This is a genomic window from Agrobacterium sp. Ap1 (genome assembly GCF_017313375.1).
GTDB lineage: Bacteria > Pseudomonadota > Alphaproteobacteria > Rhizobiales > Rhizobiaceae > Neorhizobium > Neorhizobium cellulosilyticum.
Genome location: NZ_JAFLMY010000005.1, coordinates 278,145 through 301,720, shown reverse-complemented (window position 1 = coordinate 301,720; position 23,576 = coordinate 278,145). Strand labels below are relative to the sequence as shown.

Annotated in this window: 22 protein-coding genes and 1 other RNA gene; 12 read left to right on the top strand and 11 right to left on the bottom strand. The window is 58.0% G+C overall.

The window, feature by feature from the left end; genetic code table 11:
- Positions 1 to 30: 30 nt before the first annotated feature.
- Positions 31 to 3,699, top strand: coding sequence for an AsmA family protein (locus tag JZX87_RS12960; protein WP_206825974.1), 3,669 nt, complete (start codon positions 31 to 33; stop codon positions 3,697 to 3,699).
- A gap of 4 nt (positions 3,700 to 3,703) precedes the next feature.
- On the opposite strand, the gene JZX87_RS12955 is transcribed toward JZX87_RS12960, so the two are convergent.
- The 4 genes from JZX87_RS12955 to ssrA all read right to left on the bottom strand — a co-directional run bounded on the left by JZX87_RS12955 (position 3,704) and on the right by ssrA (position 5,284).
- Entirely contained in the window at positions 3,704 to 3,973 is a 270-nt protein-coding gene (locus tag JZX87_RS12955) for a ribbon-helix-helix domain-containing protein (protein WP_148147643.1), read from the bottom strand.
- A 104-nt stretch (positions 3,974 to 4,077) separates the two neighbouring features.
- The gene (locus tag JZX87_RS12950) at positions 4,078 to 4,272 is read right to left on the bottom strand and encodes a DUF4169 family protein (RefSeq protein ID WP_148147644.1); all 195 of its coding nucleotides are present in this window, start codon (positions 4,270 to 4,272) and stop codon (positions 4,078 to 4,080) included.
- Positions 4,273 to 4,296: 24 nt separating this feature from the next.
- Positions 4,297 to 4,800, bottom strand: a complete 504-nt coding sequence (locus tag JZX87_RS12945; RefSeq protein ID WP_206825972.1) for an SspB family protein — start codon at positions 4,798 to 4,800, stop codon at positions 4,297 to 4,299.
- Positions 4,801 to 4,919: 119 nt separating this feature from the next.
- Positions 4,920 to 5,284: a transfer-messenger RNA gene (gene ssrA, locus JZX87_RS12940) on the bottom strand.
- 127 nt (positions 5,285 to 5,411) lie between these two features.
- Between ssrA and JZX87_RS12935 the strand changes: the two genes are divergently transcribed.
- The 5 genes from JZX87_RS12935 (at position 5,412) to JZX87_RS12915 (ending at position 10,771) form a co-directional block, all read left to right on the top strand.
- Positions 5,412 to 6,206 carry a thymidylate synthase gene (locus tag JZX87_RS12935; protein ID WP_206825970.1) on the top strand — a complete coding sequence of 265 codons (795 nt, stop codon included), beginning with the start codon at positions 5,412 to 5,414 and terminating at the stop codon, positions 6,204 to 6,206.
- Positions 6,206 to 6,736 (top strand): dihydrofolate reductase, encoded by a 531-nt coding sequence (locus JZX87_RS12930; protein WP_206825968.1) that lies wholly within the window; start codon positions 6,206 to 6,208, stop codon positions 6,734 to 6,736. Before JZX87_RS12935 ends, JZX87_RS12930 begins: the two co-directional genes overlap by 1 nt.
- 141 nt (positions 6,737 to 6,877) lie before the next feature.
- Complete coding sequence (hflK, locus tag JZX87_RS12925) at positions 6,878 to 7,993, top strand: FtsH protease activity modulator HflK (protein WP_148147648.1); 1,116 nt, start codon at positions 6,878 to 6,880, stop codon at positions 7,991 to 7,993.
- Positions 7,990 to 8,916 carry a protease modulator HflC gene (hflC, locus tag JZX87_RS12920; RefSeq protein WP_148147649.1) on the top strand — a complete coding sequence of 309 codons (927 nt, stop codon included), beginning with the start codon at positions 7,990 to 7,992 and terminating at the stop codon, positions 8,914 to 8,916. The genes hflK and hflC overlap by 4 nt, the downstream gene beginning before the upstream one ends.
- A gap of 205 nt (positions 8,917 to 9,121) precedes the next feature.
- A complete protein-coding gene (locus JZX87_RS12915; RefSeq protein WP_206825965.1) occupies positions 9,122 to 10,771 on the top strand; it encodes a Do family serine endopeptidase in 1,650 nt (549 codons plus the stop codon).
- Between the two features lie 8 nt (positions 10,772 to 10,779).
- On the opposite strand, the gene JZX87_RS12910 is transcribed toward JZX87_RS12915, so the two are convergent.
- Together JZX87_RS12910 and serB are read right to left on the bottom strand one after the other, a co-directional pair.
- Positions 10,780 to 11,358 (bottom strand): GNAT family N-acetyltransferase, encoded by a 579-nt coding sequence (locus tag JZX87_RS12910; protein WP_206825960.1) that lies wholly within the window; start codon positions 11,356 to 11,358, stop codon positions 10,780 to 10,782.
- Positions 11,355 to 12,245 (bottom strand): phosphoserine phosphatase SerB, encoded by an 891-nt coding sequence (serB, locus tag JZX87_RS12905; RefSeq protein WP_183821506.1) that lies wholly within the window; start codon positions 12,243 to 12,245, stop codon positions 11,355 to 11,357. The genes JZX87_RS12910 and serB overlap by 4 nt, the downstream gene beginning before the upstream one ends.
- On the opposite strand from serB, the gene miaA reads away from it, so the two are divergent.
- Positions 12,246 to 13,166, top strand: coding sequence for a tRNA (adenosine(37)-N6)-dimethylallyltransferase MiaA (gene miaA / locus JZX87_RS12900; RefSeq protein ID WP_206825958.1), 921 nt, complete (start codon positions 12,246 to 12,248; stop codon positions 13,164 to 13,166).
- Here the strand turns inward: miaA and JZX87_RS12895 are convergent.
- Complete coding sequence (locus JZX87_RS12895; protein ID WP_206825956.1) at positions 13,151 to 15,199, bottom strand: ATP-binding protein; 2,049 nt, start codon at positions 15,197 to 15,199, stop codon at positions 13,151 to 13,153. The two genes, miaA and JZX87_RS12895, sit on opposite strands and share 16 nt — an antisense overlap.
- A 422-nt stretch (positions 15,200 to 15,621) precedes the next feature.
- On the opposite strand from JZX87_RS12895, the gene JZX87_RS12890 reads away from it, so the two are divergent.
- From JZX87_RS12890 to JZX87_RS12880, 3 genes are all read left to right on the top strand, one after another.
- Entirely contained in the window at positions 15,622 to 17,409 is a 1,788-nt protein-coding gene (locus JZX87_RS12890; RefSeq protein ID WP_206825954.1) for an acetolactate synthase 3 large subunit, read from the top strand.
- A 46-nt stretch (positions 17,410 to 17,455) separates the two neighbouring features.
- Complete coding sequence (gene ilvN / locus JZX87_RS12885; protein ID WP_112503697.1) at positions 17,456 to 18,028, top strand: acetolactate synthase small subunit; 573 nt, start codon at positions 17,456 to 17,458, stop codon at positions 18,026 to 18,028.
- 142 nt (positions 18,029 to 18,170) lie between these two features.
- The gene (locus JZX87_RS12880) at positions 18,171 to 19,124 is read left to right on the top strand and encodes a capsular polysaccharide export protein, LipB/KpsS family (RefSeq protein ID WP_206825952.1); all 954 of its coding nucleotides are present in this window, start codon (positions 18,171 to 18,173) and stop codon (positions 19,122 to 19,124) included.
- A gap of 1 nt (position 19,125) precedes the next feature.
- Here the strand turns inward: JZX87_RS12880 and JZX87_RS12875 are convergent, their stop codons facing one another.
- From JZX87_RS12875 to JZX87_RS12860, 4 genes are all read right to left on the bottom strand, one after another.
- The gene (locus tag JZX87_RS12875; protein ID WP_206825950.1) at positions 19,126 to 19,968 is read right to left on the bottom strand and encodes an aldo/keto reductase; all 843 of its coding nucleotides are present in this window, start codon (positions 19,966 to 19,968) and stop codon (positions 19,126 to 19,128) included.
- A 67-nt stretch (positions 19,969 to 20,035) separates the two neighbouring features.
- Positions 20,036 to 20,821, bottom strand: coding sequence for an anti-sigma factor family protein (locus JZX87_RS12870; protein WP_206825948.1), 786 nt, complete (start codon positions 20,819 to 20,821; stop codon positions 20,036 to 20,038).
- Positions 20,818 to 21,384: an RNA polymerase sigma factor gene (locus JZX87_RS12865; RefSeq protein WP_206825946.1), complete on the bottom strand. Its 567-nt coding sequence runs from the start codon at positions 21,382 to 21,384 to the stop codon at positions 20,818 to 20,820. Before JZX87_RS12865 ends, JZX87_RS12870 begins: the two co-directional genes overlap by 4 nt.
- Entirely contained in the window at positions 21,368 to 21,742 is a 375-nt protein-coding gene (locus tag JZX87_RS12860; protein ID WP_183821513.1) for a COG4315 family predicted lipoprotein, read from the bottom strand. Before JZX87_RS12860 ends, JZX87_RS12865 begins: the two co-directional genes overlap by 17 nt.
- A gap of 206 nt (positions 21,743 to 21,948) precedes the next feature.
- Between JZX87_RS12860 and JZX87_RS12855 the strand changes: the two genes are divergently transcribed.
- Both JZX87_RS12855 and JZX87_RS12850 read left to right on the top strand, forming a co-directional pair.
- Positions 21,949 to 23,073: an ATP-dependent DNA helicase gene (locus tag JZX87_RS12855; protein ID WP_148147661.1), complete on the top strand. Its 1,125-nt coding sequence runs from the start codon at positions 21,949 to 21,951 to the stop codon at positions 23,071 to 23,073.
- A 182-nt stretch (positions 23,074 to 23,255) separates the two neighbouring features.
- Positions 23,256 to 23,561, top strand: a complete 306-nt coding sequence (locus tag JZX87_RS12850; protein ID WP_148147662.1) for an ETC complex I subunit — start codon at positions 23,256 to 23,258, stop codon at positions 23,559 to 23,561.
- Positions 23,562 to 23,576 lie beyond the last annotated feature (15 nt).

Genomic DNA, 23,576 nt, shown 5'->3' with positions numbered 1-23,576 from the left:
TAGTGTGAGTGAAACAGGAGAATTGGGACGGTGTTTGGACGCGTGATGGTGGCAATCGGCGGCTCGATCGTCGTGGTTCTTTTTGCCGCGCTGCTCGCGCCGTTCGTGCTTGACTGGTCGAGCTTCCGCGTCGAATTCGAGCAGCAGGCGAGCCGTATGCTCGGCAAGAAAGTATCGGTACATGGCGAGGTCGATGCCCGCATACTCCCGTTTCCATCGATCACCTTGCATGACGTCCGCGTCGGGCAGGATGTTGACGGCAAGCCGTTGGCACAGATCGCCAGCTTTTCCATGGATATGGAGCTGGCACCGTTTCTTTCCGGTGAGGCGCGTATCTTCGATATGCGTATCGAGGATCCAACGGTACGCGTCCGCGTCCTGAAGGATGGGATGCTCGACTGGATGCGCGGAAGCCGGCCGGCCATTCCGACGCGTGTCGTGGTGATCGAGGATGTTCACATCAGCAATGCGGCGGTCGCCGTCATTGATGAACAGTCCGGGCGGTCCCGAAATATCACCGGGCTGACTGCGGAAATGTCGGCGGCGTCGCTTGCCGGCCCTTGGCGCGGTGAGGGGAATGCTATCCTTGACGGTGAAGAGGGGCGCTTCAGCCTCGTTACCGGCGCCGCAGATGTCGAAACGAAACGTCTGCCGCTCAGGCTGCGGCTCTGGCCTGAGGAAGAACCTCTCGAGGTCAATCTCGACGGTGAACTGACCCTGGCTGAAAACGTGCCAACCTATAGCGGCAGCTTTACCGCGAATGTGCTGCAGGAAGAGGACGAGACAGAGCCGGTTAGTGCTCCACTGCCCGGACCTCGGGTTAAGGGCGGTTTCGAAATAACCAATGACCGGATACGGGTCGCCGACTATCGGCTTGAGGTTGGTGCGCTCAACGAACCTTACGTAGTGACCGGTGAGGCCACGCTCGATACCGGCAGCAGACCCGAATTTCTGCTGACTGCCGAAGGACAGCAGATCGACGTCAACAAGCTTGGACAGCAGGGAATGCGTGGCAAGACGGGCCGCGATGCCGCTGCATCCGCGCAGCGCCGGCTGCAGGCGTTTGTCGAGATGGCCGCGTCCATTCCCATTCCGCAGGTTCCCGGTCGCGCCAGCCTCAAGCTGCCGGCCGTTATTTTGAACGATACGACGATCCGCGATATCCAGCTCGACGTGCGTCCGGCGGATGGCGGCTGGACGGTTGACAAGGCGATTGCGACCTTGCCGGGACGGACCCGGATGGAAGCGACCGGTGCGCTGGTGCTGGAGGGCCGTCCGTCTTTCAAGGGCGACATGCTGCTTGCCTCCACCCAGCCGTCCGGCCTTGCCGACTGGCTTTCCGGCGGAGTTGATCCGGCGATCCGCCAGCTTCGCACGGCCGGTTTTTCAGCCAATGTCGATCTGACCGCCAACGTCCAGCGTTTCGATGGACTGGAACTGGCGATAGGTCCGGCGACGCTCAAGGGCAGTATGGAGCGGCAATCTCAGGGCACCCAATCGCCCGGATTGTCTGTGGACCTTGCAGGCGATGAAATTGATCTCGATGCGATGCGGGCGCTTGCCTCGCTGGTCACAGGCGAGGATGCCGGTCACAGCGTGCTGGATCACCGGCTGGAGGCGAAGCTCAAGGCCGAGAAATTGACCGTATCCGGAGTCGTCGCGAAGAATGTCGATACCGCCTTCACCATGGCGGGTGGCGTCCTGTCGCTTGGGCATCTGTCCGCAGGCGATATTGCAGGTGCTCGCGTGTCTGCCGAGGGCGAAGTGCAGGGCTCGCTGCTCGATTATCGCGGGACCGCAAAGGTGCATTTCCAGTCGACAGACCCGACGGCATTCATGGCGATGCTCAAGCAGCAATTGCCGGCGCATCCGGTTCTTGACCGTCTGAGCGCCAATGCATCCTACTATTCCGAAGCGGACCTGACTGCGGACCTGAGCATCGGAGAGCAGTCGGATGGGGCATCGGCGAAGGTTGCCGGCTCCATTAACGGCAGTGCGGTCAAGGTGGACATAGAGCTGCCGACTCTGTTCAATCTGACAGGCGGAAACGCAATGGCGATTGCGGCGTCACTGGATAATCCAAAGTCGGAAATCCTGCTCGGTCAGGCCGGCCTTAACATTCTGCCGTTTGGCGGCGATGGGCCGGGCAAGCTGGCGCTAAATGTTGATAAGTCTTCCGATGGACCCGCCCGCGCGACGCTTGCCTTCAATACGGATCGGACGTCGTTTGCCGCCAGCGGGGATTTATCGCTGATGGCGGATGATTTCGCTGAGGGGCGGGGACATGTCGAGCTGAAGAGCCAGAATATCGAACCCTATCTGCTTCTGACCGGTATCGGAATTCCGCAGTTCGGCGGCGGTTTGCCGGTCGATCTCAAGGCCGATCTGGCGCTGACCGACAAGTCAATCGATGTAACAGCGCTGCATGGGAATGCGGATGGCAACGCTTTCGATGGGAAGCTTTCAGTCGATCGTGGCTCCGCCAGCCTCAAAGCCGATGGTGCGCTTGCCGTCGATATGCTGGATCTCGCCTGGCTTGGCGATGCTGTCTTCGGTCCGGTGACAAATCCCGAGAATGGAGAGCCGCTGGCAGAACCATTCTCGCTGCCTGTCTTCGGCGACAGTGAAGTTTCGTTGGATGTGAAGGCCAAGGATTTTCATGCGGGCGAGATCGGGCGGGTCGCGAACTTCTCGACGAAGCTTCTGCATCGGGGAGGCGGCATTTCTCTCGATGATGCTTCCGGCGAATGGCAGGGCGGAAAAATTGCAGGCAAGCTTCTGATCTCCAATGGAAACGGCACCGGCATCATGCAGACGAAACTGCATGTGGAAAATGCCGATCTGTCATCCATCGTCTGGCGCAATGGAGATCGCACTGTTGCGGATGGCAGGGTCAGTTTCGATGCCTCGGCCGAGGCAAGCGGCGGCAATATGCGCGATCTTGCTGCTGCTCTGAGCGGATCAGGCGAGGTTCAGCTTTCTGATGTGACTGTTCACGGCATCAATCCGGACCTGCTCAAGACCGTGATGGCGTTGACCGATGCCGCGAAGGGCGAGGTGAAGGACGCGAGTGTCGGTGGCAAAGTGGCGGCCCTCGTCCATCAAGGCGATGTAGCCTTGGGGCAGGTGCATATCCCGTTTTCGATCAGTGGAGGTGAATTGCGCGTCCAGGAAATCAGGTTGCCATCGAGAAATCTCAACCTTGCGGCGGAAGGAACTGCTGGCATTTTCGAGCGCGGCATGAATGCCTCTGTCGCTATCTCCTACAATGCCGGTGACGATGCGGTTGCCGGTGGAGACCCGACTGTGCGCCTGCTTTATTCGGGCGATCGGACGAAGCCCAAGGAACGCATAGATATTGCTGCCCTGACGAACTTCCTGTCGATGCGCGCCTATGAGCAGGAGCGTCGACGGGTGGAAATGCTTCAGTCAAGCGTACTGGAAAAGCAGCGTCTTCGCCGCGAGGTCTCGCTTTACAACTTCAATGCGACGGAGCGTGCGGCAGAAAAAGCCCGTGTTGAGGCCGCGCAGCGGCAGCGTCAAGCGATGGTCGAGGCGGCGAAAGCTGCGGAAGAGGAGCGGCAACGCAAGGCGAACGAACTTCAGCTTACAGTGCCGCCGACCAATGAGAACCTGCAACCCGGCAATCAGGTTGGCAGGCCTTTCGGCGAAGGAAATTTGCCGGGTCTCGGCCAGTAGCGATTCAGGCGCGCGCTTTTGCCGAAGGCAGCGGTTCATTCGCCATGTCGTTACCTATAACAGGGTCAGTTCCCTTCAGATAGCGGAGAACGTAGAGGCGCAAAGAGGATGAGAGGTTGCCTAGGCCACCGCGTTCGTCATCGACTTCGGTGATGAGGCTGGCGAGGCTCATGCCTCTTTCCTTGGCGATCGCCTTCAATTCGCACCAGAATTCGTCCTCCAGGGAAAAGCTCGTTCGGTGACCGTGAAGGGTGGCGGAATGCTTGTGAATCAAGAGTGGCTCCGTGATCGTCATGACCAGAGGCCCCTATAAATTTGGCGGAACGGTGTGGGTCAAGCGACCCAAATGGGCACAGCTAACAGGCCGTTAATGTCCACTTATTCTGGATTTTTTTGAGACTTTTCCAGCTTTCCCTGATTTAGGGATTTCTCAGCCTTGTCGTTTAGCGCTGTCGTCAGTGATTTCTCAGCCTTGGTGCGGCCATGGCTGATACGGCTTTGCTCGGCGTGCTTCTCTTTCTCGGAGCGCGCCTTGGTCTTCTTGAATTGCCGGAGATTGACGACGTCACCCATGGAACGATCTCCCGTCAATCTGGCCTACTGCTTCTTCCGGAAGGAATCGAGGGACACGACCGAGCCTTCCTTCTTCTCTTCGCCTTCTTCTTTTGCAGGTTCTGAAGTCTTGGCGATTGCCTCCACCGGAATGGCGGTGATTTCCGCGGAAGTTTCATCTTCCTCGGTCAACGGCACCTCGAATTCCAGTTCGAAATTCACCGAGGGATCGTAGAAGCCGCGAATGGCATTGAACGGGATGACCAGGCGTTCAGGAGTATCGGAGAAAGAAAGACCGATTTCGAACTGCGTATCGGTTACCTTCAGATCCCAGAACTGGTGCTGTACGACAATCGTCATCTGTTCGTTGTACTTCGCCTTCAGGTGCTGCGAGATGCGCACACCGGGCGCGCCTGTAAGGAAGGTAATGAAGAAATGGTGGTCGCCGGGCAGGCGGCCTGTAGCCGCGACCTCTGTCAGAACCTTGCGAATAACGCCACGCAGCGCATCCTGTGCCAGAATATCGTAACGGATATGATCCTGAGCCATGCGGTCCTGTCTTTCCCTGTTAACGTCTTTTAGTAAGACGCGTTATGCCATGCCATTTCAACGGACGGAAGTCCCGAGCCGCCGAGTCAGTTTACGATTGTATTCCAGTGTTAGGGGAAGGTGAAGGCTTCTGTTGCCAGGTGCCTTCGGACCCCGCCTTACGGGGCTAACCGTAAGGACTTAGTTCGGATTTCCCGCACCGCCATTAGGCAGCGAGAGCATAACCCTTAGCGTTGTTGTCATTTGCAACTACACTTGTGACCCGATAACGGCGGTATCATGCCGAGCAAAAGTTCGATCTTTACACCCTTGTCGATCCTATTTCGCCCCCATCATAAAGTGGCCATCGGAGGCCACCTTGTGGTGGAGGCGCCGGGTACCGCCCCCGGGTCCAATAGGTTTATTACACCGACCGTTTATCGCCATATCCGAACCGAAGTCCGGCACGGCTGATATAGGTGTTTGCGTGACCGTTGAAAAGAGGTCTTGTCATATTGGTGTGACGATAGTGAAAAGCCGGGGAAAGCGGATTTGCGTCACCGGCAGGTGATTGGTGTGCGGCCGGCATGCTATTATGTAAGTCCTGAAACTCAGGAATCGGCTAGACACCCATGAAACAGTATCTCGACTTTCTCCGGCATGTGATGGAAACCGGAAGCGATCGTGGTGACCGCACCGGCACCGGCACGCGCTCCGTCTTCGGATACCAGATGCGTTTTGATCTGTCGGACGGCTTTCCGGTTCTGACGACGAAGAAACTGCATCTGAAGTCGATCATCCATGAACTTCTGTGGTTCCTGCAGGGTGACACGAATATTGCCTACCTGAAGGAAAACGGCGTTCGAATCTGGGACGAATGGGCTGATGAGAACGGCGATCTCGGTCCGGTCTATGGATATCAATGGCGTTCCTGGCCCAAGCCTGATGGCGGGCATGTGGACCAGATCGCTCAATTGATCGAGGGGTTGAAGACCAATCCCAATTCCCGCCGACATATCGTCTCGGCCTGGAACCCGGCTCAGGTGGACGACATGGCGCTGCCGCCGTGCCACTGCCTGTTCCAGTTCTATGTCGCCGACGGCAAGCTTTCCTGCCAGCTCTACCAGCGATCTGCCGATATTTTTCTGGGCGTACCCTTCAACATTGCGTCCTACGCACTGCTGACGATGATGGTGGCACAGGTCGTGGGGCTGAAGCCTGGCGAATTCATCCATACGTTCGGTGATGCGCATATCTATGCCAATCATATGGAACAGGCGCGGCTGCAGATGACGCGTGATCCCAAGCCGCTGCCGACAATGAAGATCAATCCTGACATCAAGGATATCTTCGGGTTCAGGTTCGAGGATTTCGAACTCGAGAATTATGTCGCCGACGCACATATCAAGGCCATGGTAGCAGTGTAATGGCGAAAGCTCCGCTTTCCATAGTCGTTGCCGTTTCCCGCAACGGCGTGATCGGTCGCGATGGCGATATGCCATGGAAGCTTTCGACCGACCTCAAACGTTTCAAGGCCATGACGCTTGGAAAGCCGATAATCGTCGGGCGCAAGACGCTCGATTCGTTCGGCGGCAAGCCTTTGCCCGGCCGCCCACATATCGTGGTAACGCGTGACGTGTCGCGTATCATCGAAGGCGTGCAGTTGGCCGGCTCCGTAGAAGAGGCGGTAAATACCGCGCAGGCGATCGCCGCTGCGACCGGTGCCGACGAAATCGGCATTATCGGGGGAGGCGAAATATACCGACAGTCTATGAATTTCGTTGATCGGCTTTATGTGACGCATGTCGAAGCAGATATTCCGGATGGCGACACGTTCTTCCCTGACATTGATCCCGATATCTTCGAGAAAGTGTCCGAAGAGGCAACTCCTGCCGGAGACAAGGACAATTATCCCACGCGTTTTTCCGTCTACCGGCGGAAAAACGCGGCAAACTGAAACATTTCGTTACCGTTGACTTGGAAGTTATTGAAGTCGCGTTGAAAGCTGAGCTTCGGATACCTATAACGGGCAGGAACCCTTGCTGCTCTTCGATCAGTTGCGGCGCGAGGGAAGGGAGACACTTACAAAGAGGTTTTGATGCCCTGGAGCAATCAGAATGGCGGCGGCGGCCCATGGGGCGGCGGCGGCGGTGGCGGTAACAATCAAGGTCCATGGGGACAGGGACCAAACCGTCCGCGCGGTAATGGCGGCGGTGGCAATGGCGGTCCGCCCGATATCGAGGACATCATACGCCGGAGTCAGGATCGGCTGAAGGGGATCGTACCCGGCGGCTTCAACGGCGGTGCGGTGGTTATCGTGCTGCTCGTGGTTGCAGCATTCCTGGTTTTCCAGTCGATCTACACGGTGCAGCCGGACGAGCGCGGCGTCGAACTGCGGTTCGGAAAGCCCAAGGAAGAAGTTTCCATGCCGGGCCTGCATTTCCACATGTGGCCGTTTGAAACTGTCGAAATCGTCAAGGTTACCGAGCAGCAGCAGAATATCGGTGCAGCCAGGGGATCGAGCTCGAATGCCGGCTGGATGCTGACGGGCGATCAGAACATCGTCAACGTTCAATTCTCAGTTCTGTTCACGGTCACTGACCCCAAGTCCTATCTTTTCAACCTTGAGACGCCGGCTGCGACGCTTCAGCAGGTTGCCGATAGCGCGATGCGCGAAGTGGTTGGACGCCGCCCGGCGCAGGATATCTTCCGCGGCGGTCGTGAATCCATGTCGACCCAGGTGCGCGACATCATTCAAGGGACCATGGACCGCTACGGTTCGGGTATTGCGATCAATGCCGTGTCCATCGAGGATGCTTCGCCGCCACGTGAAGTTGCTGATGCTTTCGAGGAAGTTCAGCGCGCAACGCAGGATGAGGACCGAGCGAAGGAGGAAGCGAACCGATACGCCAACCAGAAGCTTGGTGGAGCACGCGGTCAAGCGGCCCAGGTTCGCGAAGAGGCTTCCGCTTATCGCGACCGTGTCGTGAACGAAGCGCAGGGTGAGGCGCAGCGTTTCATTTCCATCTACGACCAGTATGCCAATGCACCGGAAGTGACGCGTCGCCGTATTTTCATCGAAACGATGGAAGCGGTGCTGAAATCCTCGAACAAGATCATCATGGATGGTCAGCAGCAGGGAGCAGTTCCTTATCTTCCGCTCAACGAGATGATGCGTAATCCGGCAGCACAGCCGCAGGGAGGAAGCCGATGAATTCCAACCGTCTTCCAGCCTTCCTCGTTGGATTGGCCGTTATTCTGTTTCTCGCTTATTCGTCGCTTTTTGTCGTCAACGAGCGCGAGCAGGCACTTGTCATCCGGTTCGGTGAAATCCAGTCGGTCAAGAGCGAACCCGGCCTCTATTTCAAGCTGCCCTTTGCTTTCATGGATGCGGATCGTGTTCAGTATGTCGAGAAGCGCGCGTTGCGACTTGATCTGGACAATATTCGTGTTCAGGTGAATGACGGCAAATTCTACGATGTGGATGCATTCGTCGTATACCGCATTGCTGATCCGAGACTTTTCCGTGAGACCGTCTCGGGCGATAGGGAATCCGCTGAATCGCGTCTCAGGACGCGTCTCGATTCCGGTCTTCGCCGTGTCTATGGTCTTCGCGGTTTTGAAGCAGCGTTGTCGGAAGAACGGGCATCGATGATGACCGAGGTCCATCGCGATCTTAATACCGCGGCTGAAACGCTGGGCGTCAGGATCGAGGATGTTCGCATCCGCCGTACCGATCTTACGCCGGACGTTTCCGAACAGACTTTCAAGCTCATGGAGTCCGAGCGTCTGGCCGAGGCCGAACTGATTCGTGCTCGCGGTAACGAAGAAGGTCAGCGACGCCGAGCGATAGCTGATCGTCAGGTTGTCGAGCTGGTTTCCGAGGCGCAGAGGGATTCTGAAATCCTACGCGGTCAGGGCGATGCAGAGCGTAACCGGATCTTTGCCGAAGCGTTTCAGCGTGATCCGAGCTTCTTTGAGTTCTATCGCTCGATGCGGGCTTATGTTTCGGCCCTCGGTGATAATAACACGACGATGGTTCTTTCGCCGGATTCGGATTTCTTCAAATACTTCGAGACACCGGATGGAAACCGCACTCCGCGGGCGGGAACTACGGCTCCTGCTCCGGCAAACTGAACTGGTAGAGAAGGGCGGCTTTGGCCGCCCTTTTCACGTTTTATGTGCAGAGTGGCTGCTTCCTCACGAAAAGGTAATTTCCTGCCGGGCCATTCCACCCTATTCTTTGCCGAAACTCTGCCCGATTCAGTCGTTCCTATAAGCGGATCGATAAAGCCCATATTCCTGAGGGCAATGCAGACAGTCCACAATGTGAGGAGGCCAGATGGCTCAGCAGGTTCGATCGTCCTGGAAGCGCTTTGCCGCGGGAGGTATTGCTCTGGCCGTCGCCGTCGCGCCAATGCCCGGCTGGGCACAGACGCAGCCCGATGCTCCGGCTCCAGCCCAGGCACCTTCGACGCCTTCGCAGTCGCGGCCGAGCGCGCCTGGCGCGATGCTGCCCGCGCCTGCGCCGCCGTCGACATCTTTCAATCCGCCACCTTCGCCGCCGGCCAACATGACCCCGGGGGGACCTGCATCGATCGCGGATCTTTCCGAAGGCTTGCTCGATGCTGTGGTCAATATTTCGACCTCGCAGAGTGTAAAGAGCTCCGGTAACGGCCCTCAGCCGCCGCAAATCCAGGAGGGGTCACCGTTTCAGGAGTTCTTCGACGATTTTTTCGATGGTGAGGGCGGACAGCGCGGCAACCGGAAAGTCTCTTCGCTTGGTTCCGGCTTCGTCATCGATCCCGCTGGATATGTGGTGACGAACAATCACGTCATCGAAGGCGCCGACGATATCGAGGTTGTCTTTGCCAACGGCTCCAAGCTCAAGGCGACCCTGATCGGCACCGACACCAAGACTGACCTATCCGTATTGAAGGTCGAACCCAAAGCGCCTCTGAAGGCGGTTCCCTTTGGAAATTCGCACCGTATGCGTATTGGCGATTGGGTCATGGCGATCGGCAACCCGTTCGGGCTTGGCGGATCTGTGACGCTGGGTATCATTTCGGCACGTGGCCGAAATATCAATGCAGGCCCTTACGACAACTTCATTCAGACGGATGCGGCAATCAACAAGGGTAATTCCGGCGGTCCGCTGTTCAACATGCGCGGCGAGGTCATAGGGATCAACACGGCTATCATTTCGCCTTCGGGCGGTTCGATCGGCATCGGTTTCGCCGTGCCGACGGAGATTGCCGAGAATGTCGTGCGTCAGCTTATCGAATTCGGCGAGACAAGGCGCGGATGGCTCGGCGTGCGTATTCAGCCGGTGACAGATGAAATCTCCGAGAGTCTCGGTCTCGACCGGGCGAGAGGTGCGCTGGTTTCAGGCATCATCAATGATGGACCGATCAAGAACGGCGAGATCAAGGCCGGTGACGTGATCGTCAGCTTCGATGGCGAGCCTATCAACGAGATGCGGGATCTGCCCCGTATCGTTGCTGAAAGCCCTGTCGGCAAGGAGGTTGATGTCGTCATCCTGCGCGATGGCAAGCAGCAGACCGTCAAGGTGACACCGGGTCGGCTGGAGGACAGCGTTCAATCTGCAGATGCCGACGGCGAGGATCCCCAGGCCGATGATGCGCCGGAAACGGATGACGGCAGCGATCAGGGCGCCGAGCAGAGCAAGGAGCCGGTAAAAGCTTATGGCATGACGATTGCCGTGCTCGATGAAGAGCGCCGCAAGAGCTTCGATATCGCTGAAAGCGTGGAGGGCGTGGTGGTGACTGAAGTTGCCGCCGGCTCGCTTGCTGCCGACAAAGGCGTGAAGCCGGGCGAGGTCATTGTCGAGGTGGCGCAGGATTTCGTCGAGCAGCCAAGTGATGTCACCAGCCGGATGGATGCGCTGAAGGCGGAGGGACGCAGAAACGCTCACATCATGATCGCGGACAAGGCGGGTAATCTGCGTTTTGTTGCGATCCCTCTCGATTGAGATCGAAATCAGGCAGGCCTTCGGGCCTGCCATTCGTCTTTTGAAATGGTGTAAACGACATGCCGTTTCAGGTGGGGATGTGTATCGGGAATACGCGGATGGCTGAAGTCCATCTCCTGGCGTCTGCGCATTCCAAGGCGTTTCATCACGTTGGTCGAGCGATGGTTCTTCTCAACCGCGAAGGAGACGACGCGCTCGACATTTCCGCGAGCGAAGGTTTGATCCAAAAGCGCGCTTGCCGCTTCGGTGACGTAACCGTTTCCCCAAAACCGTGTCGCGAGACGCCAACCGATCTCGATTGTATCATCTGAGAATATCCCTGGAAGATTGGGATGAGACAGGCCACAGAAACCAACCGGTTCCTGTGTCTCCTTCAGTACGACGGCAAAGAACCCCCGTCCATCTTCAGTTATCATCCCGTTGAGCTTGTCCAGGAACGCGTCGGCTTCCTCGTAGCTTCGCCGGAACGGAAAAAACTCCATGACCTTAGGATCGGCGTTGATTTCACGGAAAAGGTCGCGATCGGCTTTGATCCAGGTGCCCAGGATCAGACGGGGCGTCTCGATGATGGCGACCCGCCGGCTCATTCGGTGACGAAGTCGCTTTTCCGATAACCCTGGATATAGAGCAGGGCCGTCAGGTCGCCGTGGTGGATGCGCATCTTTGCCTGTGCGGCGACGGTGGGCTTGGCGTGGAGTGCGACGCCGGAACCGGCAATGCTCAGCATGCCGAGGTCGTTAGCGCCATCGCCAACCGCGATTACGTCATCGGGCGAGATGCCAAGTCTGGCTGAAATCTCCTCCAGTGCATCGACCTTGGCCTGCTTGCCGAGGATGGGTTCGGCAACCTCGCCAGTAAGAATGCCGTCCTTTTCGATCAGGACGTTGGCGCGGTTCTCGTCGAAGCCGAGCGTGGCCGCGATCCGGCTGGTAAATACCGTGAAGCCGCCAGACACAAGGGCAGCGTAATATCCCTTCGATTTCATCGTCGCAATCAGCTCGCGGCCACCGGATGTCAGTGTGATGCGTTTGGCAATTACGTCATCGACCACCGTGATCGGAAGGCCCTTGAGCAGGGCGACACGCTCGCGTAGGGCAGGTTCGAAGGCGATTTCGCCGTTCATGGCACGGGCGGTAATCGTTGCTACCTTGTCTTTCAGGCCGACGACGTCGGCGAGTTCGTCGATACATTCCTGGCCGATCATGGTGGAATCCATGTCGGCGATCAGAAACTGCTTGCGTCGTGTTTCCGCTTGCTGGACGACGACATCGACCGGTGCATCTGCTATCAGCTTGCGCAACCTGGATTCCGCGGTCGTTACGTCTTCGTCGTCATGCAGGGCAATGTCGCAGGCTATGCCGTCCGCAAGCCAGTAAAGACCCGAAGTCCTGACGGCTCCGGCTGCCTGCTCTGCAAGAGCCGAGTTGAGAACCGGATTTGACGGATGGGCAATGAGCGTGGCAACGAAAGCCATATGGAAAACCTTGTGCAAGACATCGACGCGATCCTGATAACCGGGCCGACGGCCAGCGGCAAGTCGGCACTGGCCGTCCGGCTGGCCGAGAAGCAAAATGGTGTGGTCATCAATACCGACAGCATGCAGGTCTATGATACGCTACGTATGCTGACCGCACGGCCATTGGACGAGGAGATGGAGGGAATAACTCATCATCTCTATGGTCATGTCGCTGCGACAAAGGCTTATTCGACAGGGGAATGGCAGCGCGACGTAGCCTCTCTTCTGCCAGACATTCGCGCTCGCGGTCAGCTGCCCATCTTCGTCGGCGGCACCGGTCTCTACTTCAAGGCGCTGACCGGCGGTCTTTCGGACATGCCGGAAATTCCCCAGGAGATACGTTGCGAGGTTCGGCTGAGGCTGAAGCATGAAGGGCCGGAGGCGCTTCACTCGGAGCTGGCGCAGAAAGATGCGGCGGTGGCCGATGCTCTGGACGTTCGGGATGGACAGAGGATTGTCAGAGCGCTTGAGGTCCTGCAGACCACAGGGCGGTCGATCGTGGAGTTTCAGGGCAAGCAAGGGCCGGTGATTATCGATCCTGCCCGCGCACAGAAATTTGTCGTACTGCCGGATCGTGCCGTTCTTCACGATCGCATCAATCGCCGTTTCGAGAAGATGCTTGATCAAGGAGCGATCGATGAAGTTAAAGCGCTTCTTGCGCAAAATCCGTCTGACGAACTGCCTGCAATGAAAGCAATCGGAGTGCGCGAGATCGCCGGAATGCTCAATGGCGAGATGTCGAGAGCAGGCGTGATCGAACGCAGTTCGGCCCTGACACGGCAATATGCAAAACGGCAGATGACTTGGTTCCGCAATCAGATGGATGAAGACTGGCGCCGTATTGAAGGTTTGCCCGCGTCGGTTCAGTCCTTGTCGTAAAGACTGCTCAAAGGCTTCTTCAGCAGGCTATCCCGGAAGGAACCTTCCCGTTTCAGGAACGGATTGGGTCGTGCAACCGGATCGGGCGAGGGTGCCAGCGTGCGGTCACGCCCGCCGCTCCGGTTATCCAGTGGCGTTGCTTGCTCGACCCTTGCCGGCCTCGGTAACATGTCCGGGCGATAGGGTTCTGTAGACTGGCTGGATCTGGTTTCTGCAGCGCTGTGAGACCCGATCTCCCGCTTCCAGCGATCAAGTTCGGCATCACTTGCCGGGGGGAAGTCGACGTTGGTTTCGGGGATGAAGGGAGAAGCAGGCATTGCGCCAGCCGCTTCGGCGGCGAGATAACTTTGCTGGAAAGTGCTGATATCGGGGCCGCTGACAGAGCGCATACGCGAGACAATGGCACGCAAGTCGACCGTGTCAGGCGTTTCCTCGTGATTCTTGTCAGCGATTCCGTGGGCCTTGGGCAGGTGCTGGGAATCGACGTGGGTGAATTTCATTCTCATCGGGACGGCAATTGCTTCGCCAAATGCGATCGCTTCGCCATTGCCGATCGAGGAGAGAAAGCTCGTGGTAGAGACCGATGAATTCGGAATGGCCGACTTGATGATCTCCTGATCCCGGTCGTTGGAGAGCCGCATGGCAAACAGCGTCGAGCACTGTGAGAGAATGGTTTGATCGAGTTCGCCCGGACGCTGGGTGATCACGCCGAGGGAGACGCCGTATTTGCGGCCTTCCTTGGCAATTCGTGCAATTGCCTGGCGGGTCGGAATGAAACCGAGAGTGGGATCGGCCGGCACGTAGCGATGCGCTTCTTCGCAGACCACCAGCATGTGGATGGCGCCATTGCTCCACAGGGCAAGCTCGAAGGCCATACGGCAGAGGATCGACGCGACGGAGTTGACCACTTCCGACGGTATGCCGGCGAGCTGGAAGGTCGAGATCGGACGGTCGTTGCCGGGAATGCGGAATATGTGCGCGATCGTCTCCATGATCGTGTCGTGGATCGTGTTGTTGGAGAACATGAAATGATAGCGCGGGTCATTGATGGCGGAAACGATGCGCATTTTCAGCGACCGGAGGAATGGTTTTTCAGCGCGGCCTTCGAGGCGGCCGATGCGGTCATCGATCAGTGCGAGAAGATCGGCCATGCGATAGGGAACCGGTGTGTCGGCCGTAACGGAGCTTTTCTCTGCGGATCTTTTGGTCAGGCTGGATTCGCTGCCGCGGAAGGCTCGCTTGGCTTCCGGGATGAGGTCGCGAAGCATATCCAGTTCTTCGGGAACCCCCGGGCGTCCGCGAAACACCACTTCGGCAAATTCTTCAAGTCGCATGAGCCAAAAAGGCAGATCCAGCGTGTCGGTGTCGATTGTTACCGCGTGTTCGGGAAAGGCTGCCGCGAACTCGTTGTGCGGATCGAGGATAAGAACCCTGAGCTTCGGGTCTGACTCGATAGCCTTGTGTAACAGCAGAGAAACCGCAGTCGACTTGCCGACGCCGGTTGAGCCGACGATAGCGAAATGTTTCGACAACATCGTCGGCACATGGATCGCAGCATCGATGCTTTCGTCCTGGGTCAATTTGCCGACGACACATGTTTCGCTCTTGCCGGGGTCGTAGATCTTTACGAGATCCGACGAGCGTATCCGGTGGGCAATCGCTCCAAGATAGGGGTATCGCGATATGCCTCTGGAAAACTGTTCTCGTCCATCCGGCCCAACACGAACCTCGCCGAGAAGCTCGACTTCGATCTGAAATTTGGTGTCATCGGTTTCCGACCACTCGCGTATGCCGGTCTGCATAGAGTAGGCCAATGCCACGACGCGGTTCTTGCCGACGGTAATCGAAATGAGGCGCCCTACAGACCAAAGCTCGGTGAGCTCGGTTTCGCCAGCCTCTGCTACGGCTGCGATGGTTGCGTGCGCTCCATTGCAAGAAACAACCCTTCCCAGGAAGCGGTTTCCCGGCTTCATAGGATCCCGGCGATCTTGCTCTCCTGGTGTGGGAGAGCGATGGGATTCGTCATTCAGCAAAAGGCGCCCCTGTCATTGGGGTGGAAACTCAAGCAGTGTCCGGGCGGCGTACTGGAAATGCAAATTATGGCGTGCCGCTTAACAACTGGTGTAGGTTCTGCCAACGAAATGATCAGGTTGATTGAAAACAGGGCCTCCGAGAGGCTTTTTGATTAATCGCCGCGTTGACGAATGTGTATTATGCGGCTAACACTCCCGGCCATGAAGATTTCGAAGGCACTTATTGTGGTGGGAACGCGCATGGGCAGGACGGTGTAACCGTCCGGCGTTAGCCACCCATGCGCGGAAAGACAGGCTCCTAAGGGGCCTTTTTTTATGCCTTGTTTCCGGTCGATCATCTCAGCTCAAAAGGACCAGAAGCAAATCTCCAGCAGCAATCCAGGCCATTGCAGATAAAAGGCCAGACATCAGGAGGACAGGACATGACGGACACGGCGGATAACGGCAACCGGATGACAGGCGCCGAAATCGTGCTTCGCGCTTTGAAGGACAACGGCGTCGAACATCTCTTCGGTTACCCAGGCGGCGCCGTGCTTCCGATCTATGACGAGATTTTCCAGCAGGATGACATCCAGCATATTCTCGTCCGTCATGAACAGGGCGCCGGCCATGCGGCCGAAGGTTACGCTCGCTCTACCGGCAAGGTTGGCGTCATGCTGGTCACCTCCGGTCCGGGCGCAACAAATGCGGTCACGCCGCTGCAGGACGCGCTGATGGATTCGATCCCGCTGGTCTGCCTGACCGGCCAGGTTCCGACCACGCTGATCGGTTCGGATGCGTTTCAGGAAGCCGATACCGTCGGCATCACGCGCCCCTGTACCAAGCACAACTGGCTGGTGAAGGATGTCAACGAACTGGCAGGCATTATCCATGAGGCGTTCCGTATTGCACAGACTGGCCGCCCCGGCCCGGTCGTTGTCGATATCCCAAAGGACGTACAGTTCGCCACCGGCACCTATGTTCCGCCTTCGGAAGCGTCGGCAAGCAAGAGCTACAAGCCGAAGGTCAATGGTGATCTGAAGGCGATCCAGGCTGCCGTCGAACTGATGGCAACAGCTCGTCGTCCGATCCTCTATACCGGCGGCGGCGTCATCAATGCCGGCCCGGAAGCCTCCAAGCTGCTGCGCGAACTGGTTGAATTGACCGATTTTCCGATCACCTCGACGCTGATGGGCCTGGGCGCCTATCCGGCTTCGGGCAAGAACTGGCTCGGCATGCTCGGCATGCACGGTTCCTACGAAGCCAACATGGCGATGCATGACTGTGACGTCATGGTCTGTATCGGCGCTCGTTTCGACGACCGTATCACCGGCCGCCTGAACGCGTTTTCGCCGAATTCGCGCAAGGTCCATATCGATATTGATCCTTCGTCGATCAACAAGAACGTTCGGGTCGATATTCCGATCATCGGCGATGTCGGTCATGTTCTGGAAGACATGGTCCGCCTGTGGCGGGCGCTGCCGAAGAAGCCGGAAAAGGCCCAGGCCGCCGAATGGCGCTCTTCAATCGAGACCTGGCGCGCACGCAAGTCGTTCTCCTACAAGAACTCCAACGACGTCATCATGCCGCAATATGCGCTGGAGCGTCTTGCTGAAGCGACAAAGGGCCGGGAGACCTTCATCACCACCGAAGTCGGCCAGCATCAGATGTGGGCAGCCCAGTTCTTCGGCTTCGAGGAGCCAAATCACTGGATGACATCAGGCGGTCTCGGTACGATGGGATACGGCCTGCCGGCAGCGCTCGGCGTTCAGGTTGCACATCCGGATGCGCTTGTTATCGATATTGCCGGTGATGCGTCTATCCAGATGTGCATCCAGGAAATGTCCTGCGCTATCCAGCATAACTTGCCGGTGAAGATCTTCATTCTGAACAACCAGTATATGGGCATGGTGCGCCAGTGGCAGCAACTCCTGCACGGCAACCGCCTGTCGAATTCCTACACCGAAGCCATGCCCGATTTCGTCAAGCTGGCGGAAGCCTATGGCGCTGTCGGCATGTATTGCGACGATCCCAAGGAACTGGATGGCAAGATTGCCGAGATGATCGCGGTAAAGGCGCCGGTTATCTTTGATTGCCGGGTTGCCAATCTCGCCAACTGCTTCCCGATGATCCCATCTGGCAAGGCACATAACGAGATGCTGTTGCCGGATGAGGCTTCGGACGAAGCTGTTGCGACGGCCATCGATGCAAAGGGCCGCCAGCTCGTTTGATACGAGTTGGCATTCCTGACAAGATTTTAAGGAACGGACCCAGATCATGAACGCACATCAGCAGCCGACCGGTTCTGCCTATTTCATCAGCCCGGAGACAGCCAAGGTCGAGAGCCATACGCTATCGGTTCTTGTCACCAACGAACCGGGCGTGCTTGCCCGCGTCATCGGCCTTTTCTCCGGCCGTGGCTACAATATCGAAAGTCTCACCGTCTCGGAGACTGAACACGAATCCCACCTATCGCGAATTACGATCGTGACCAACGGTACGCCGACCGTTCTTGAGCAGATCAAGGCGCAGCTTGAGCGGATCGTTCCGGTGCATCGGGTCGTCGACCTGACGGTGCGTGCGGGCCAGCTTGGTCAGGAACGCCCGATCGAGCGCGAAGTGGCGCTGATCAAGGTGGCCGGAACCGGTGAAAGCCGGGCCGAAGTTTTGCGCCTTGCCGATGCCTTCCAGGCTAAGGTGGTGGATGCGACCGTCGGTCACTTCATTTTCGAGATCACCGGAAAATCCTCGAAGATCGACCAGTTCGTGGCGGTCGTGAAGCCGCTCGGACTGATTGAAGTCTGCCGCACGGGCATCGCGGCGATGAATCGCGGCCCACAGGGCATGTAACGCGATTGGACAAAGCCGACCGTCCGGAGTAGGCGATAACAATTCGCCTCAAACGTGGACGGTCGTTGCCTTGAAATATGATGATCCCGGCAGGATCGGGGGAAAGCCCTGGCTCCCCCCGGTCGGAACGTCGCTCGGAGCCATGCGGTGGCTTCGCAAAAACATGCCGTGGGTGAAGGATTATCTCGGATTGCCTGAGGTCCGGACCTGCCTTGCTCCTGGCATTGGCGGAACCATCGCCTGGGGTGGCCGCATCGTCGCGAAGATGACGGAGACGATAGCAGCGGCGCGCAATCTGCCGCATTGGCGGCTCGAGGACGGATTTCTCCGTTCCGTTCAACTCGGAAAATCCGGCGTTTTGCCATTTTCCATCGTCGCGGACGATCTGGCCTTGTCAACGGATGCGTCGAAGGCGTCGCGCCTGGAGCGACTTATCGCTGCAATGTCAGACGATGGCGGGCAGGAGGCGAGGGACGTGCGCGAGGCGATCGTTCGGCATGGCCTTTCCAAATACAACCATCTTCCGCATCAGGAACCGAAGTTCGAGCCAAGCGGCAAACGCAGAATTCTTCTGATCGACCAGGTGAAGGGAGACGTCTCCGTTCCGCTTTCGCTCGGCTCATCGGCCTCCTTCGTCGCCATGCTCGACGATGCGCTGGCGAGTGGTGCCCAGTGTATCGTTCGTACTCATCCGGACGTTATTGCCGGCTACAGGAAGGGCTATCTTACCGAGATGGCGGCAGGCAGGGCGGGGGTCACGCTGTCGGCCGAACCTGTCTCGGCTGCGTCGATCCTGAAGGTGGTCGACGAGGTCTGGACGGTTGCCAGCCAGTTCGGTTTCGACGCGCTTTTGCGCGGTGTGCCGGTACGCTGTTACGCCGCGCCCTTCTATAGCAGTTGGGGCCTGACCGAGGACCACATGAACGAGCTTGCCCGAGCAACCGTCTCTAAGCGCCGAGGGATAACGCGCAGTATCGACCAGCTTACCGCTGCTGCCTTCATCGATTATCCGATCTATCGCGATCCGGAGACCCGGCAGGCGTCGAATGTGTTTAAGGCGATCGATGCGATCGTCGCCGGGCGGGCGCACCTTTAGCTCACAGCATTTCCAGCGGCTGTTTCCTGAACGGCGGCGGGAAGACTGTGTCGAGTGCCGCCCAATCCTCCCTGCTGATCTCCAGCCCTGCGGCGCCAGCATTTTCCTCAACGCGGTGAGGATCGCTGGATTTCGGGATGGCGATCGTGTTTCGCGCTCGCATGACAAAGGCCAGCGCCAGTTGGGCTGGTGTTGCCTGATAGGCCTTGGCGATGCGGATCAATTCAGTGTTGCGCAATATCCGGCCCTGTTCGATGGGCGAATAGGCCATGATCGGAATGCCGCGTTCCTGACACCAGGGCAGGAGGTCGTGTTCGATACCCCGGCGGGAGAGATTGTAGAGGACCTGATTGGCGGCGCAGTTTTCTCCGTCTTCCACCTCCATCAGGTCTTCCATGTCCTCGACATCGAAATTCGAGACACCCCATTCGCGGATCTTGCCCGCTCTGCGCAGCTCCTCAAAACCGGCCACGGTTTCCTCAAGCTCGTGCTCGCCACGCCAATGAAGAAGATAGAGGTCCAGCCGATCGGTTTTCAACCTTTGAAGGCTTCTCTCACAGGCGTCTATGACGCCCTGGCGGCTGGCATTGAAGGGATAGACCTTGCTGACGATTAATACCTCGTCACGCCGTCCCTCGATTGCCTTTCCGGTAATGAGTTCGGCTCCGCCTTCGCCATACATTTCAGCCGTATCGATCAGCGTCATGCCGAGATCTAGGCCGCGTTTCAGGCTCTCGACCTCCTGACTGGCGGTCCCGGCATTCTCGCCCATCTTCCATGTCCCGAGTCCCAGCGAGGGCAAAAGTGTTCCGGATGGGAGAGTTGCGGCGGCAATAGCGTGCATGATGAAAACCCCGGTTCGGCCTTTAAAAGGCTAACCTAAGACTTTCTCTGCGGATGCCAAGCGTCGCTCAGGATGGAAACTGGCGATAACATTCCTCCGCGACTTTCTGCAGCGTGGTTCGCGAGATTTCACCGGTGACCGCATAACCGAGATCGCCGTCGATCCAGTAGAACGTCTCGATATCGCCGGCAGAGGCAAAGCGGAAGCTTGTAGACTGGTTTTGCGGATTGCGCCCGACGATCACGGTCAGCCGTTGACCACCTGCATCCTCATACATGAACATGGCGCCCGCCGTGCCGACGACCGGCAGCAATCGTCCTCCGACAAGGCGAAAACCGAGTGATTGCAGGTTGGGCACCTTGAGATCGGGGATCGACAGCCGCTTGCCGAGCCATGTGGCAAGATGTGCTTCCTGATCGGCAAAAACCTCGACCGGGTGGCGGACTTCGCTTGCATAGACGAGGAAGGCGTTGTGGGCCTCCTGCGGAAGCGCATCGGCATAGGCCTGCGCGAGTTCGGATTTCTCAAACAGGGCAGGGGCGTAATGGCCGCCGAGTGCGCCAAGCGCGAAGATCGCAATCGAGGCTGCGACGAGTGACAGGCGGCTCGCACGCAGGCTCCTCGTCCGGTTGCCGGTCATGGTAACCAGTTGAAGGTCTGCGGCTGACGATTTTCGGTAACCGGCGAAGGCTGAGCGGAGGCCGTCGTTTTGCGACTGCCAGTCGGCGATCATCTGTGCCGCCTCCGGATTTTCACCGAGAAATTCTTCCACACGCCGGCGATCCGCCTCGTCGAGAAGACCATCGACATAGGCGTGCAACTGTTCCTCGGAGACGTGAGGGCGCTCTGTCATCGGGGTCTCCGCAGTGGAATGATGTTGGCTTCGCGCATCTTTTCCCTGAGGGCATGGCGTGCGCGCGATAGCCGCGACATGACCGTCCCTATGGGGATGTCCAGCATCTCGGCCACCTCCTGATAGGCATATCCCTCGACGACGACCAATGTTAGGACGACGCGAAATTCTGCCGGAAGGCTTGCCAGAGACTGCATCAGCCGCCGGCTTTCGAGCGGATCTGCGGACGTCATGGCGAGATCGTCGATCTCGCTGCCATCGATTGTCGCCGATGGGTGACGTGTGCGAAATCGGTGCGCGTTGAGATGAAGATTAGTCATGATCCGGTAGGCCCATGCCTTGAAATTTGTGCCGCGCCACTGGCTGCGGCTGACGAGGGCCTTTTCGACACAGTCCTGCAGCAAATCCTCGCTTTCCGTGTCCGATCGCGTCAGGCTGCGTGAATAGCGCCTGAGCTGCGGCAGGAGAGCGAGGATTCTTGCTTCAAAGGCAACCGGTGCGAGGTCTTCGGTCTCGCCTCCGGTCACCCTTTCCGAGTTGGGAAGATCAGGGCTTGGCGACATCCCAGACACCGTTCACGCCATCACCGGTCGTGTCGCCCTGCTTGGTGTCCTTCACCCAGTAATAGAGCGGCATGCCGTCCTTGGCCCATTGTTTTGCCCCGTCCTTGCGGGTGACGAGCGAGTATGCACCATCAGGCTTGGCATCGGAAGCGGCCATGACCGGCGGCCAGTTCTGGGCGCATTTGTCGTAGCAGTTCGACGTGCCGGCCTTGTCGTTCTTGAAAGTGTAGACCGTCATGCCTTTTTCGCCGGCAAGCACGTTTCCCTTGTCGGTCTTGACCGTCGTAAACGGGCTGGCGGCGAGGGCTGCTGTCGCGAGCGCGGCGAATGCGGTAGTAGCGAGGATGAGCTTTTTCATCGGGCGTCTCCTGATTTGAGGTGGCTCTCTCCCGGCCACCGATGTCATGACACCGGCATGCGCGAATTTATTCCCGACGAGCCGATTTTTTTCATTTTCGACAGACAGGCGGCCGATAAGCGCAGCAGGCGCCGTTATCCTCGGCTTTGATTCATCTTTCGTTCTTTTCTGTTGCGCTTTCTCCGAGAATCCTGCCAAGTCCCGGCATGCAATTTGCACCGCAACAGGATGAGGCCCTCAAGGCCGTTTCGCGCTGGCTGAAGGATGGGCGCAGTCAGGTTTTCCGGCTGTTCGGTTATGCCGGCACCGGCAAGACGACGCTTGCCAAACATTTCGCCGAACATGTGGATGGCGAGGTTCTTTTCGCCGCCTTTACCGGCAAGGCGGCGCAGGTGCTGCGCTCCAGAGGCGCCCGCAATGCCAAGACTATCCACTCGCTGATCTACCGCCCACGCGGCGAGGAGGCGGTCGAAGACGAAGAGACAGGCAAGACCTCGATCGCGCCGATGTTCGCCATCAATCGCCAGAGCCCCGTCGCCAAGGCAGCCCTCATCGTCATCGACGAATGCTCGATGGTCGACGAGGCGCTTGGCAAAGATTTGATGAGCTTTGGCACACCGATCCTGGTTCTCGGCGATCCCGGTCAGCTGCCGCCCGTTTCAGGCGGCGGTTTCTTCACCGAGCAGGAACCGGACTATCTCCTGACCGAAATCCATCGCCAGGCGCAGGACAACCCTATCATCCAGCTCGCCATGCAGGTGCGCGAGGGCAAGGAGATCATGTATGGGGATTACGGAAAGGCGCAGGTCATTTCACGCGACGAGGTGACTCAGGATCTTGTGCTCGGTGCCGACCAGGTTCTTGTCGGCACCAACCGCACCCGCAAGCGCTATAACCAGCGCCTGCGCGAGCTGAAGGGCTTTACGGCCGATTATCCGCAATCCGGCGACAAGCTGGTATGCCTGAGGAACGACCAGGTCAAGGGCCTGCTCAACGGTTCGCTCTGGCAGGTGATGAGCGCCTCACGAGAAACGGTGAAGCCGGGCATCAACCTGATGATCCGCCCGGAAGACGACGACATGGATCGCGGTGCCGCGAAGATCAAGCTTCTCAAGGCTGCCTTCGAGAGCGAGGAAGAAATTCCGTGGTCGATGCGCAAGCGTTACGACGAGTTCGATTACGGTTATGCGCTGACGTGCCACAAGGCGCAGGGTTCGCAATGGAACAATGTCGTGTTGTTCGACGAGAGCTTTGCGTTTCGCGATACGCGCGAGCGCTGGCTTTATACGGCGATCACCCGGGCCGCCGAGACGCTGACGATTGTAAGATAGAAGTCGGGGCTTGTGGCCCTAGCCTCCACTGTTTCAATGGCCATGGAGGTCGTTGACAATGAACCGGGGACACGGCAAAAGCGTTGGTACCGCAATGCCGCGATATCGTTGAATCGGTTGACGGCGTTCTCAGGCAGATAGGATGCCTGGATCGCGGACGAATTTATGGGGTTGGTGAACTCATGGCTGCGAAGATCTATCGTCCTGCAAAAACTGCAATGCAGTCTGGCAAGGCCAAGACCCGTCTGTGGGTTCTGGAATTCGATCCTGAAACGCCACGCAGCATCGACCCGATCCTTGGTTATACGTCATCCGGCGACATGAAGCAGCAGCTCCGTCTGACTTTCGAGACGCAGGAACTGGCTGAAGCCTATGCGCAGCGCGAGGGCATAGAATACCGGGTCATTCACCCGAAAGACGCAAACCGGCAGGCGGTGTCCTACACGGACAATTTCCGGTTCAATCGCCTGCAGCCCTGGACACACTGATTATTGCGGCACAAA

Coding starts and splice junctions, on each gene's coding strand:
- JZX87_RS12950 (WP_148147644.1), bottom strand. CDS start 4,272: ATGGGTGACGTCGTCAATCTCCGGCAATTCAAGAAGACCAAGGCGCGC.
- JZX87_RS12945 (WP_206825972.1), bottom strand. CDS start 4,800: ATGGCTCAGGATCATATCCGTTACGATATTCTGGCACAGGATGCGCTG.
- JZX87_RS12935 (WP_206825970.1), top strand. CDS start 5,412: ATGAAACAGTATCTCGACTTTCTCCGGCATGTGATGGAAACCGGAAGC.
- JZX87_RS12930 (WP_206825968.1), top strand. CDS start 6,206: ATGGCGAAAGCTCCGCTTTCCATAGTCGTTGCCGTTTCCCGCAACGGC.
- hflK (WP_148147648.1), top strand. CDS start 6,878: ATGCCCTGGAGCAATCAGAATGGCGGCGGCGGCCCATGGGGCGGCGGC.
- hflC (WP_148147649.1), top strand. CDS start 7,990: ATGAATTCCAACCGTCTTCCAGCCTTCCTCGTTGGATTGGCCGTTATT.
- JZX87_RS12915 (WP_206825965.1), top strand. CDS start 9,122: ATGGCTCAGCAGGTTCGATCGTCCTGGAAGCGCTTTGCCGCGGGAGGT.
- JZX87_RS12910 (WP_206825960.1), bottom strand. CDS start 11,358: ATGAGCCGGCGGGTCGCCATCATCGAGACGCCCCGTCTGATCCTGGGC.
- serB (WP_183821506.1), bottom strand. CDS start 12,245: ATGGCTTTCGTTGCCACGCTCATTGCCCATCCGTCAAATCCGGTTCTC.
- miaA (WP_206825958.1), top strand. CDS start 12,246: ATGGAAAACCTTGTGCAAGACATCGACGCGATCCTGATAACCGGGCCG.
- JZX87_RS12890 (WP_206825954.1), top strand. CDS start 15,622: ATGACGGACACGGCGGATAACGGCAACCGGATGACAGGCGCCGAAATC.
- ilvN (WP_112503697.1), top strand. CDS start 17,456: ATGAACGCACATCAGCAGCCGACCGGTTCTGCCTATTTCATCAGCCCG.
- JZX87_RS12880 (WP_206825952.1), top strand. CDS start 18,171: ATGCGGTGGCTTCGCAAAAACATGCCGTGGGTGAAGGATTATCTCGGA.
- JZX87_RS12875 (WP_206825950.1), bottom strand. CDS start 19,968: ATGCACGCTATTGCCGCCGCAACTCTCCCATCCGGAACACTTTTGCCC.
- JZX87_RS12870 (WP_206825948.1), bottom strand. CDS start 20,821: ATGACAGAGCGCCCTCACGTCTCCGAGGAACAGTTGCACGCCTATGTC.
- JZX87_RS12865 (WP_206825946.1), bottom strand. CDS start 21,384: ATGTCGCCAAGCCCTGATCTTCCCAACTCGGAAAGGGTGACCGGAGGC.
- JZX87_RS12860 (WP_183821513.1), bottom strand. CDS start 21,742: ATGAAAAAGCTCATCCTCGCTACTACCGCATTCGCCGCGCTCGCGACA.
- JZX87_RS12855 (WP_148147661.1), top strand. CDS start 21,949: ATGCAATTTGCACCGCAACAGGATGAGGCCCTCAAGGCCGTTTCGCGC.
- JZX87_RS12850 (WP_148147662.1), top strand. CDS start 23,256: ATGGCTGCGAAGATCTATCGTCCTGCAAAAACTGCAATGCAGTCTGGC.